At 72.1% G+C, this 11,763-nt stretch carries 10 protein-coding genes; 7 read left to right on the top strand and 3 right to left on the bottom strand.

The window, feature by feature from the left end; all coding sequences use genetic code 11:
• Window positions 1-34 precede the first annotated feature (34 nt).
• The 7 genes from OHS58_RS24000 (at window position 35) to OHS58_RS23970 (ending at window position 8,127) form a co-directional block, all read left to right on the top strand.
• The gene (locus OHS58_RS24000) at window positions 35-700 is read left to right on the top strand and encodes a DUF2461 domain-containing protein (protein WP_247063254.1); all 666 of its coding nucleotides are present in this window, start codon (window positions 35-37) and stop codon (window positions 698-700) included.
• An 83-nt stretch (window positions 701-783) separates the two neighbouring features.
• Window positions 784-2,208 (top strand): pyruvate kinase, encoded by a 1,425-nt coding sequence (pyk, locus tag OHS58_RS23995; protein WP_326947565.1) that lies wholly within the window; start codon window positions 784-786, stop codon window positions 2,206-2,208.
• A 36-nt stretch (window positions 2,209-2,244) separates the two neighbouring features.
• On the top strand, window positions 2,245-3,141 hold the full coding sequence (locus tag OHS58_RS23990; RefSeq protein WP_247063257.1) for an acyl-CoA thioesterase: 897 nt from the start codon (window positions 2,245-2,247) through the stop codon (window positions 3,139-3,141).
• 379 nt (window positions 3,142-3,520) lie between these two features.
• Complete coding sequence (locus OHS58_RS23985) at window positions 3,521-4,423, top strand: helix-turn-helix domain-containing protein (RefSeq protein ID WP_247063259.1); 903 nt, start codon at window positions 3,521-3,523, stop codon at window positions 4,421-4,423.
• Between the two features lie 14 nt (window positions 4,424-4,437).
• Window positions 4,438-4,653 carry a DUF397 domain-containing protein gene (locus OHS58_RS23980; RefSeq protein WP_328644065.1) on the top strand — a complete coding sequence of 72 codons (216 nt, stop codon included), beginning with the start codon at window positions 4,438-4,440 and terminating at the stop codon, window positions 4,651-4,653.
• A 176-nt stretch (window positions 4,654-4,829) separates the two neighbouring features.
• Window positions 4,830-5,039 carry a hypothetical protein gene (locus tag OHS58_RS23975; protein WP_247063269.1) on the top strand — a complete coding sequence of 70 codons (210 nt, stop codon included), beginning with the start codon at window positions 4,830-4,832 and terminating at the stop codon, window positions 5,037-5,039.
• Window positions 5,040-5,100: 61 nt separating this feature from the next.
• A complete protein-coding gene (locus OHS58_RS23970) occupies window positions 5,101-8,127 on the top strand; it encodes a helix-turn-helix transcriptional regulator (protein ID WP_328644064.1) in 3,027 nt (1,008 codons plus the stop codon).
• Between the two features lie 141 nt (window positions 8,128-8,268).
• Here the strand turns inward: OHS58_RS23970 and OHS58_RS23965 are convergent, their stop codons facing one another.
• The 3 genes from OHS58_RS23965 to OHS58_RS23955 form a co-directional block, all read right to left on the bottom strand.
• Window positions 8,269-9,879, bottom strand: coding sequence for a succinic semialdehyde dehydrogenase (locus OHS58_RS23965; protein ID WP_328644063.1), 1,611 nt, complete (start codon window positions 9,877-9,879; stop codon window positions 8,269-8,271).
• Window positions 9,880-9,972: 93 nt separating this feature from the next.
• A complete protein-coding gene (locus OHS58_RS23960) occupies window positions 9,973-11,025 on the bottom strand; it encodes a hypothetical protein (RefSeq protein ID WP_328644062.1) in 1,053 nt (350 codons plus the stop codon).
• A gap of 81 nt (window positions 11,026-11,106) precedes the next feature.
• A complete protein-coding gene (locus OHS58_RS23955) occupies window positions 11,107-11,724 on the bottom strand; it encodes a TetR/AcrR family transcriptional regulator (protein WP_247063276.1) in 618 nt (205 codons plus the stop codon).
• Between the last annotated feature and the right edge of the window lie 39 nt (window positions 11,725-11,763).

Here is an 11,763-nt window from a genome sequence, read left to right as displayed (position 1 = left end):
GAAACCGTCGGTCCCCCCGATTATCGTTCCCGCCGTGACGTTCAGCGGATTCGGCGAGTACGCCGTCGACTTCTTCGACGGCCTCGTCGAGGACAACTCCAAGCCCTACTGGGACGACCACGTCGACGTCTACAAGGCCGACGTCCGGGCGCCGATGGAGGCCCTGCTCGACGAGCTCAAGGGCGAGTTCGGCGACGGCCTCGGCGAGCCCAAGGTGTTCCGCCCCTACCGGGACGTCCGGTTCGCCAAGGACAAGACGCCCTACAAGACCCACTGCGGCGGCGTGCTCGAACAGGGCCGCGGCGGCGGCGCCTACTACGTCGAGGTCGGGCCGGACGGCCTGCGCGTCGGCGGCGGGTGCTTCCACCTCGCGTCCGACCAGCTCGCCCGGTTCCGCCAGGCCGTCGACACGGACCTGCACGGCGAGGCGCTCCAGAAGATCATCAAGAAGCTCGAGCGCGCCGGCTGGACGGTCGCCGGCGACCGGCTGAAGTCGAAGCCGCGCGGCTTCGACGCCGAGCACCCGCGCCTCGACCTGCTGCGCTACCGCTCGGTGTACGCCGTGCGCACCTGGGAGCCGGACGACGTCCTGCACGAGCGGGGTGCTCTCGACCGGGTGCGGAAGTCGTGGCGGCAGCTGCGCGAGTTCAACGAATGGGCCCGTGACCGGGTCGGACCCAGTGAGCAGCCGCGCCGCTGACCCCCAGGGTTTCTGAACCGTTTCTCTGAACTTTTCGGGATCGGTACAGACGAACGCGCCGACAGGGTCTACGCTATGCGAACGTGAGCCGACGCGCGAAGATCGTTTGTACCCTGGGCCCCGCCACCGCCACCCCGGAGAAGATGCGGGCACTCGTGGACGCGGGCATGGACGTGGCGAGGATGAACTTCTCCCACGGCAGCCACGGCGACCACAAGCAGGTCTACGACCTGATCCGGGACGCCGCCGCCGCGAGCGGCCGGGCGGTCGGCATCCTCGCCGACCTGCAGGGTCCGAAGATCCGCCTCGGCACCTTCGCCGGCGGGCCGGTCGAGTGGCACACCGGCGACATCGTCCGGATCACCGTCGAGGACGTCGCCGGCACCCACGACCGGGTCTCCACGACCTACAAGGGCCTCGCCAAGGACGCCAAGCCCGGTGACCGCCTGCTGGTCGACGACGGCAAGGTCGGCCTGGTGGTCAAGGAGGTCGACGGCCAGGACGTGGTCTGTGAGGTCACCGAAGGCGGCCCGGTCAGCAACAACAAGGGCGTCTCGCTGCCCGGCATGGACGTCTCCGTCCCGGCCATGTCCGAGAAGGACATCGAGGACCTCGAGTTCGCGCTCGAGCTGGGCGTCGACTTCATCGCGCTGTCCTTCGTCCGCTCGCCGGCCGACATCGACCTGGTCCACCAGGTGATGGACCGCGTCGGCAAGGGCCGGCTGCCGGTCGTCGCGAAGATCGAGAAGCCCGAGGCCGTCTACAACCTCGAGGCCATCGTGCTGGCCTTCGACGCGGTGATGGTCGCCCGCGGCGACCTCGGCGTCGAGCTGCCGCTGGAGCAGGTCCCGCTGGTCCAGAAGCGCGCCATCCAGATCTGCCGCGAGAACGCGAAGCCGGTCATCGTCGCGACGCAGATGCTCGAGTCGATGATCAACAACTCCCGGCCGACCCGCGCCGAGGCCTCCGACGTCGCGAACGCCGTCCTCGACGGCGCCGACGCGCTGATGCTGTCCGGCGAGACCAGTGTCGGCCGGTACGCGATCGAGGTCGTCCAGACGATGGGCCGGATCATCGAGGCGGTCGAGACCGACTCGCCGGTCGTCCCGCCGCTGACGCACGTCCCGCGCACCAAGCGCGGCGTGATCTCCTACGCCGCCCGCGACATCGGCGAGCGGCTCAACGCGAAGGCCCTGGTCGCCTTCACGCAGTCCGGCGACACCGTGCGCCGCCTGGCCCGGCTGCACACGCGGCTGCCGCTGCTGGCGTTCACGCCCGAGGACTGCGTCCGCAGCCAGCTCTCGATGACCTGGGGCACCACCACCCAGATCGTGCCGCGGGTGGAGTCCACGGACCAGATGATCCAGCAGGTCGACCACTCGATGCTGGAGATGGGCAAGTACCAGAAGGGCGACCTGGTCGTCATCGTGGCCGGCTCCCCGCCGGGCACCGTCGGGTCGACCAACCTGATCCACGTCCACCGCCTTGGTGAAGACGACCACGCGTAAGGGACGTCGGGGACGTCGACCACATAGGGTCTGGCCATGACTGAAATGGCCAGAGCGGCCGCCACCGAGCTGGAGATCCCGGGTGGCGGCCAGCCGGTGCTGGACCGCTTGGTGGCGTTGCTCGACCTCGAGAAGCTCGAGGAGAACTTCTTCCGCGGCGTCTCGCCCGCCCACTCGCCGGTCCGCGTGTTCGGCGGGCAGGTGGCCGGGCAGGCGCTGGTCGCGGCCGGGCGCACGGTGCCCGACGAACGCCGGGTCCACTCGCTGCACGCGTACTTCATCCGCGGCGGCGACCCGAGCGTGCCGATCGTCTACGAGGTCGACCGGATCCGGGACGGCCGCTCGTTCACCACCCGCCGGGTCGTGGCGATCCAGCACGGCAAGGCGATCTTCTCGCTCTCGGCGTCCTTCCAGAAGGACGAATCGGGCATCGACCACGCCGAGGCGATGCCGGAGGGCGTGCCCGCGCCGGAGTCGCTGCCGACGCTGATGGAACGCGCCGAGGGCTACGCGATCGGCGCGCACAGCCGGCCGCGGCCGATCGACCTGCGCTACGTCAACGACCCGCCGTGGGTCACCCGCCAGACCGGCGAGCCGCCCGCCCGCAACCAGGTGTGGATGCGCGCCGACGGCAAGCTGGGCGACGACCAGCTGCTGCACGTGTGCGTGCTGACCTACGCCTCCGACATGACGCTGCTGGACTCGGTCCTCGCGCGCCACGGCGTCTACTGGGACACCGACAAGGTGCTCGGCGCGAGCCTCGACCACGCGCTCTGGTTCCACCGGCCCTTCCGCGCCGACGAGTGGTTCCTCTACGACAGCGCGTCACCGACCGCCTCCGGAGCGCGCGGTCTGGCCACCGGCCGGTTCTTCGGTGCGGACGGCACCCTCATCGCCACGGTCGTCCAAGAAGGACTCCTGCGCGTCCTCTGAACGCGGACGGGAAATCACCCTTACGGGCGACAAATAGTCGGCGTATTCATCGTCGGAATGGGGCAATCGGGGCGGGGAAGGGGGCCGGGACCGATCGGGGGACGGCCCCGGACCCCTTCTCCGAATGACCACGCGGCGGACCGCGAAGTCATCGTCTACGCTGCTCAACAGGCCGGACCGGGCCTGAGGGCCGAACGACCCGGGCCCGTGCCGCGTCCTGTCGCAGTGCAGAGTGCGAGGATACAAGAGCATTCTGCAAATTGCAGGTTCGACGCGCGCGACGGGTCGGGAATCGGTGCGGTGTTAATGCTCCACTGTCCTGGTTAGATACTGGGAGCAAGCGAACGGCTACGACGCCGTCGACATCCGGAGGTGCCGAATGGCCAGGGGACAGAGCCCCACGGTTCGCCGCCGGAGGCTCGCCGGCGAGCTGCGCCGGCTCCGCGAGGCCGCGGACCTCACCATCGACGAGGTCGGTGAGAAGCTCGAGTGCTCGGCGTCGAAGATCAGCCGGATCGAGACCGGCCACGTCGGGGTCACCCCGCGTGACGCGCGGGACATGCTGGCGCTCTACGGGATCATCGGCGACGAGCAGGAGGCGCTCGTCCAGCTGGCCCGCGAAGCCCGCAAGCGCGGCTGGTGGCACGCCTACAACGAGGTCTTCACCGGCACGTTCGTCGGGCTCGAAGCCGACGCGAGCTCGCTGCGCGCGTTCCAGGCCCTGCTCGTGCCGGGCCTGCTGCAGACCGAGCGGTACGCCCGCGCCGTGATCCGGGCCCTGCGCCCGGACGCCGAGGAAGCCGAGATCCGCCGCCGCATCGCCGCGCGGATGGCGCGGCAGGAGCTGCTGTCGGACACGCCGCCGCCGGAGTACTGGGCCGTCATCGACGAGGCCGTGCTGCACCGGGTCGTCGACACCCCCGAGGTGATGGCCGAGCAGCTCTACCGGATGGTCGCCGTCGCCGAGAAGCCGAACGTGACCATCCAGGTGGTGCCGTTCCACGCCGGCGCGCACCCCGGGATGGAAGGCCCGTTCCTGATCATGGGGTTCCCGGAGCAGGCCGACCCGGACGTCGTCTACGTCGACGACAGCACGTCCAGCGGCCTCTACCTGGAGGAACCCACAGACGTCCGGCGCTACGGGCTGATGTTCGACCATCTGCGCGCGGCCGCACTGAAACCGGACGACTCGGTGGAGCTGATCGCCGAGGCAGCCGGACGGTTCGCCGAACGGGCGGCCGTTCCGGCGGCAGTGCACCATCTGGATCCGAGGACACAGTGAGGGAGTTGGGGACCATGGAATCCGAGCTTTCCGGAGAGCTTTCCGGTGCGCGGTGGCGCAAGAGCAGCCACAGCGGCGGCGGCAACGACTGCGTCGAGGTCGCGTTCGTCGCCGGGGGTGCCGCGGTGCGCGACTCGAAAGACCCCGAAGGTGGTGCTTTCCGCCTGCCCGCGTCGGGTTGGCGGGGGCTGCTGGCCGCGGTGCGGCCGGACGGCCCCGTGCGCGACTGAGGCGGTTTCGAAGACTGAGGCGGTTTCGAAGACCCCTTACCCCCGCCGAGCTGGGCTCGGCCGGGAGTAAGGGGTCTTTGCGCGTCAGGGGTACGTGATCACCCGATGCCTGAGGGATCCCCTCAGGACGACTCTGAGTGCTACCAACCGGTGACCTCAGGAACAAGGTGAACACGATGCACAGCGATCTGCTTCTGGACGCGGTCCGGGCCGAAGCGGCCTACCGGGCCGAGGAACTCCACAAGGCCGGGCGCAGCGCCTGGGCCGCCCGCGCCCGCCGCGCCGTCCGCCACGTGCGGGCCGGGCGCAGCGTCGTCGACGTGCCGGCGCAGGAGCGCCGGGAGGTGTCGCGGGAGACCGCGGCCGTCGGCGAGACCGCCCGGTAAGGGGCGGGTGATGGTGTCCAAGGCGATAAGCGTGCGGAACTTGTCGGTGGGGTGAGCAACAATGCTGCTTGTGCCCCGACTCGGCTCCGGAATCCCGCTCGTCGCCCGTACCCACGAGATGCGGCGGCTCCGCGCCGCCTTCGCCCGGGCCGACCGGGGCGAAGCCGGCGCGGCGCTGCTCTCGGGGGACGCCGGGGTCGGCAAGACCCGGCTGCTGACCGCGCTCGCCGAGCACGTCGCCGCGTGCGGTGCGCTGGTGCTCACCGGCCGCTGCATCGACGTCCGCGAAGGCGGTCTTCCTTATCTTCCCTTCGCCGAAGCGCTCGCCCCGCTCGGCACCGCGACGGAACCGGCGATCGCCGCCGCCGTGCGGGCCCGGCCCGCGCTCGGCCGGTTGCTGCCGCAGGGCCAGGGCCTCGAGGAGCCCCGGGCGGCCGAGCACGCCCCGATGACCTCGAACGACCGCGAGACGATGGTGCGTCCCCGGCCGGAGCAGGATCTCGGTCAGCTGCAGTTGTTCGACGCGGTACTGGGGGTGCTGACCGAGATCGCCGAGTCCCGGCCGGTGGTGATCCTGCTGGAGGACCTCCACTGGGCCGACGCCTCGACCCGCAACCTGCTCTCGTTCCTGCTCAGCCGGCTGCGCGCGCAACGGCTCCTGGTCGTGGGCAGCTACCGCGAGGAGGACGTCCACCGGCGCCACCCGCTGCGCGGCCTCCTCTCTGAGCTGTTCCGGCTCGCCACCGTCGAGCGCGTGGACCTGCAGCCGTTCGGCACCGCCGACGCGCGCACGTTCGTCGAGGCGCTGGCCGACGAGCCGCTGCCGGCGGATGTCGTCGCCGACATCGTCAGCCGCTCCGAGGGCAACCCGTTCTTCGCCGAGGAGCTGCTCGCCACCAAGACCGAGTGCAACGACCTGCCCGCGGGCCTGGCCGAGGTGCTGCTCTCCCGGTTGGAGCGGCTCTCGCCGGACGCCCGTCGCGTCGTGCGCGTCGTATCGGTGGCGAACGAGCCGGTGATGCACGCGGCCCTCGCCGAGATCTCCGCGCTCGGCGAGCTGGAGCTGGACGAAGCGCTGCGCGAGGCCGTCCAGCACCACGTGCTGGTGGTGATGCCGGACGGCGCCTACTGGTTCCGGCACGCGTTGCTGCAGGAAGCGGTGTACGGCGACCTGCTGCCGGGGGAGCGCTCGCGCACGCACGCGGCCTACGCGACGCGGATCCGGTCGCGGCCGCAGGGTCGCGGGCACGACGCGAAGCTGGCCTACCACTCGATGCAGAGCAGCGACCTGGTCACCGCGCTGCCGGCGTTGCTGCGCGCGATGGACGAGGCCGAGAAGCTGGGCGCGCCCGGGTCGGCGCTGCGGCACGTCGAGCAGGCACTGTCCATCTGGGACGCCGTCCCGGCCGCCGACCGGCCCGAGGGGTTCGACGAGCTGCGGCTGCTGCACGAGGCGTCGTACTTCGCGGGCACGTCCGGCGAACCCGAGCGGGCCGCCGCGTTCGCCCGCTCGGCCACCCAGGCCCTGACCGCCGACAGCCCGGCCGACAGCGCGGCGAAGACGTGGCGGCGGCTGGCGGAAGCGCTGCTGGCGCTGGAAGGCACGCTCGACGAGGCCGTCGTGGCGATCGACCGCGCGTGGGACCTGGTCAAGGACACCGAACCGAGCGGCACCCGCGCGTGGGTGCTGGCCAGCCGGGCCGGGTTCCTGCGGCTGCTCGACCAGCCGGACGCGGCCCTGGACAGCGCGCTCACCGCGGTCGCCGACGCGCAGGAGGTCGACGCGGCCGGGGCGGAGGCGTCGGCGCTGGTCACCCTGGGCACGCTGGCCGACTCGGCGGGCGACGCCGCGGAGGCCCGCGAACGGTTGCGCCAGGCCGAGCGCAAGGCGCGTGACTCCGGGGCGCTGAACACCGAGATCCGCGCGACCTACTTCCTCGCGCTGAGCCACGACGACCAGGCCGAGTTCGCCGAGGCGCTCGGACACGCCTCACGCGGCTTCGCCCGGGCCGAGGAGTCCGGGCTCAGCTGGAGCGTCTACGGCCTGGAGCTGCGGGCGCGGCAGATGACCCTGCGGTACCTGATGGGCGACTGGCCCGACGAGAGCGCCGGGCGGGCCGGGCGCGGGGTGTCCGGCGCGGTCGCCGCGCGGATCCTCGCCATCTGGTCGCTGTTCGTCGTCGCCCGCGGCCGGTTCGACGAGGCCGCGAAGCTCGTCGCCGGGCTGCGGCAGCACTGGACGGCCGACATGCAGATCCCGCTGTCCGCCGGGGACGCCGGCATCGAGCTGGCCTACTGGCGTGGTGACCACCAAGCCGCGGTGAAGCAGGCGGAAGACCTCATCGGCTGGCTCGAACGGATCGAACCCGGTCTGCTGCCCGGCATCCGGGTGGCCGCGCTCGGCACGACCGCCGCGGCCGCGCTGGCCGCCGGGGCCCGGATCCGCGGCGACGCGGCGGCCGTCGACGCCGCGCTGGCGGCGGGGGAGCGGATGCTGGCGCACGGCCGGATGTGCGCGATCGTCGGGCAGCCGCGCTCGGGGACACTCGGGCCGGAAGGCCGGGCCTGGCTGGCCCGGCTGGAAGCGGCGGCGTCCGGCCTGAGCGGTAAGGGCGACCCGGAGAAGTGGGCGGCCGCGGCGGCCGCGTTCGGCTACGGCGCTGTCTACGAGCAGGCGATCTGCCGCCGGCACGAGGCGGAAGCCCTGCTGCTGGCCGACGACGTCGACCAGGCCCGGACCGCCCTGGAAGCGGCCCACGCCGTGGCGACCCGGCTGGGCGCGATCCCGCTGCGGGACGCCGTCCGCGACCTCGCGCACCGCGCGCGGGTGGACCTGCCGGGCGTGGAACCGGCGGCCCCGGCCCGCGCGGTCGTCGACCCGCTGACCGACCGCGAGCGCGACGTCCTCGAGCGCGTGGCCCTGGGCCGCACGAACCGCCAGGTCGGCGAAGAGCTGTACATCAGCGAGAAGACGGTCAGCGTCCACCTGTCCCGGGTGATGGCGAAACTCGGCGCGAGCCGCCGCGCGGAAGCGGTCGCGATCGCCTACGACCGAGGCCTGCTCACAGCCCCCACCGCACACGCGTGACCAGAGGGCCGACACGCGTGATTGGAGGGTCGACACGCGTGATTGAAGGGTCGACACGGCCGAGCACGCCGTGTCGACCCTTCAATCACGAGTGCTGACTCTCCAATCACGAGTGCTGACCCTTCAAACACACCGATCGGGTCAGCGGGGGAGGCGGCGGAGGGCCTTCAGGCCCAGCGTCATGCCGCGGGACCACAGCGAACCCGAGATTCCGCGCGGTGGGCGCAGGGCCAGGCCACGCTGTAGCGCGATCGACTGGGACTCCGTGTACTTCAGCAGGCCTTCGGCGCCGTTGCGGCGGCCGACGCCCGAGTCCTTCATGCCGCCCATCGGGACGCCGACGCTGCCGAACGTCGCCGCGTAGCCCTCGTTGACGTTGACCGTGCCCGCCTTGAGCCGGGCCGCGACCTCCCAGCCGGCGTGGCCGTTGCGCGACCAGACGCTGGCGTTGAGCCCGAACGGCGTGTCGTTGGCGCGGTCGATGGCCTCGGTGACGTCGGTGTAGCCGTAGATCGAGACGACCGGCCCGAACGTCTCCGCCGCGAACGGCACCATCTCCGCGGTGACGCCGGACAGCACGGTCGGCTCGTAGAACAGCGGGCCGAGGTCGGGCCGGGCGCGGCCGCCGGTGAGCACCGACGCGCCCTTCGCGCGGGCGTCCTCGACGTGTGCGGATACCGTCTCGAGCTGGTCTTCGGACGTCAGGGAGCCCATCTGGGCCTGGTAGTCCAGCGCGCCGCCGAGCTTCAACGCGGCCGTGCGGGCCACGAACGCGCGGGTGAACTCCTCGCGGATCGACTCGTGGACGTAGATCCGCTCGACCGACACGCACAGCTGCCCGGCCGAGGAGAAGCACGCGGTCACCGCGCCCGTCGCGGCCTTCGCGACGTCGGCGTCGGGCAGCACGATCATCGGGTTCTTGCCGCCGAGCTCGAGCGAGTACGACGTCAGCCGCTTCGCCACCTGCCCGGCCAGCTCCTTGCCGGTCGGCGTGGACCCGGTGAAGCACAGGTAGTCCGACTCCTCGACCAGCGCGGTGCCGATCTTCGAGCCGCGGCCGAGCACGATCTGCCAGGTCCCGGCCGGCAGCCCGGCCTCCTCGGCGAGCTCGTGCAGCCACAGCGCGGAAAGCGCGGTCTGGTTGTCCGGCTTCTGCACGACGGCGTTGCCCGCCGCGAGCGCCGGGAAGACGTCCATCGCGGTCAGCGCGAGCGGGTAGTTCCACGGCGAGATGACGCCGACGACGCCCTTGGGGTGCCGCAGCTCACCGGCGCGGGTCAGGCCGGGGATGACGCCGGCGACGCGGCGCGGGGCGAGGATCTTCGCGGCGTGCTTGCCGTAGTAGGCCGCGACCAGCGCGGTCGCGCTCACCTCGTCGAACGCGTCGAGCCGGGCCTTGCCCGCCTCGACCTGGACCAGGTCGAGGACCTCGTCCTGCTTGGCCAGCACCAGGTCGTGCAGCTTGGTCAGCACCCGGGCGCGCTCGGCGGGGGAGTGCTCCGCCCACGCCCGCTGTGCCGTCCGCGCGGCGGCGAACACGGCGCGCGCGTCGGCGTCGGTGGCCTGGGGCAGGGTCGTGATCGGCTGCCCGGTGAAGGGCGCGGTCATCCGGATCGGGGCCGAGTCCGCGCCGCCGGCCACCCGGGCGACGAGCTGGGCCGCCCGGGCCGCGGCCGGCGCACCGGCGACCCCGCCGACGGTCGGCGGGAGCGCGGTGTCGTGGACCGGGTTCGCGGGGGTCGTGCTGGTCATGACGTCTCCGTTCCGCGCGGCGACGCGCAGGGGTTACCGACGAGTACAGCATACCGTCGGTACGTCGGCTGTCCAGCTCGATGTGAATCTATTTCATGTTTTGGGCGGGTTCAGCGGCGGGAGCTGGTAGGTCGGCTCGGTCGTCGGCGCCGCCGGTGGCTCGTCCGGATGCGGCTGGGCCTGCGTCGCCTCGTAACCGTCGGCGGGCTGCTGCGACGACAAAGGCTGCGCCGGGAACGGCTGTGACGACGGGAACGGCTGTGCTGGAAACGGCTGGGACGGCGGGCCTTGTGTGGCGAACGGCTGGGACGGCGGCCCCTGCGCGGGGAACGGCTGTGACTGCGGGCTCTGACCGGGATACGCCTGCTGCTGCGGGCCGCCGTAGGGCTGCTGTCCCGGGTACGGCGACGAACCCGGGTAGCCGCCCGACTGCTGCGGCCCGACCGGGTACGGCCGCGACTGCTGCTGCGGGTAGCCCGGCCCGCCGTGCAGGTTCGCCGGTGGACCGGCGGGTGCTGTCGCGCGCCGGCCGGCCAGCAGGGCGAACGCCAGCACGACCACCGCGAGCGCCCCGCCGCCGAGCAGCAGCCAGAATCCGGTCCCGGTCGTGTAGTGCGACTTGATCGAGTCGTCGTCGGACTCGTAGCTCAGGGTCGCCGAGACGTCCATGCCGAGCATCCACACCGCCGCGGCCACGCCCGCGCCGCCGACGAGCAACGCCGTCCGCGCGCCCGTCCGCGTGCCGGGGCTCGCCGACCGGCGGACGCCGAGCAGCGCCAGCGCGGCGCCGGCCAGCAGCACCACCGCGCCGACGGAGAGCGGGATGCCGTAGTGCGCGACGTGGGTGCTCTCGTAGAACTTCTGCGCGTCGGGGCTGGGCTCGATGTCGAAGGACCGCGACCACGCGCTGATCGTCTGGCTGCTCTCGGTCTTGCCGCTGACGATCTGCTCGAACGTCGTCTGCGGCAGGAACGACCCGACCAGCACGAGTATCGCGGCGAGCGCGCCGAACAACCCGGCGATCAGCCGGAAGAGCGCGCCGGGATCGGCTGACGGCGACGCTGACGGCGGCCGCGGCGGCTGCATCTGTGGTGGGCCGTACGGGTACGGCTGCTGAGGGTGGGGCGGCGGCGCGCTGGGGGTCATCGATTCTCCCTCTTTCCGGCGATTGGACCACGAATCGGCCTGCGGGATAAGGGGTCAAGTGACACTGGTGCGCCGCGCTGGTCAGCTCGGCGCAGTGGTGGCGTCCTGGTAGAGCAGAACGGCGATCCGCTTCCACTCCTCCAGGAGCTGGCGGCGCCGTTTCGGGTCGCCGCCGAGCTCGGCGTCCAGCGCCAGCCCGCGGGTCAGGTTCACGGTGAGCCAGAACAGCATCTCCGCGCGTTCGGGCGGGAGCTCGCCGGCGACCTGGGTGACGTGCTCGAGCGTGGCGCGCCCGAGCGCGCGGTCGACCGGGCGGATGGCCGCACGCAGCTCGGGGTCGGTGCGGGCGGCGACCCACAGCTCGGTGACGGCGGTCGAGAGCGTGCCGGAGTAGCCGGTCCAGAGCAGGTCGATCGCGGCGGCGACGCCGGTGCCGCCGCTGGGCAGCCGGTCGAGCGACGCCGCGAGCTGGCTCCGCAGCCGGTTCGTGAGGTGTTCGACGGCGGCCGCCATCAGCTCGGCCTTCGCGGTGAAGTGGTGCTGCACCGCGCCCTTCGACACGCCCGCGCGGGCGCAGATCTCCTGGACCGACGTGCGCGCGTACCCGAGGTCCACCAGGCAGTCGATGGTGGCGTCGAGCAGCGCCGTGCGGGTCTGCTCCCGCCGCTGCGCCTGGGTGCGGTGACCCGTCTCGGTCACTCCGGCCTCCCCTGCTTTACCTACCGGCCTGAACGGATG

Origin of the sequence: Amycolatopsis sp. NBC_00348 (genome assembly GCF_036114655.1) — a bacterium.
Lineage (GTDB): Bacteria > Actinomycetota > Actinomycetes > Mycobacteriales > Pseudonocardiaceae > Amycolatopsis.
The sequence above is the reverse complement of the archived record's forward strand: the minus strand, read 5'-3'. Positions and strand labels throughout refer to the sequence as shown.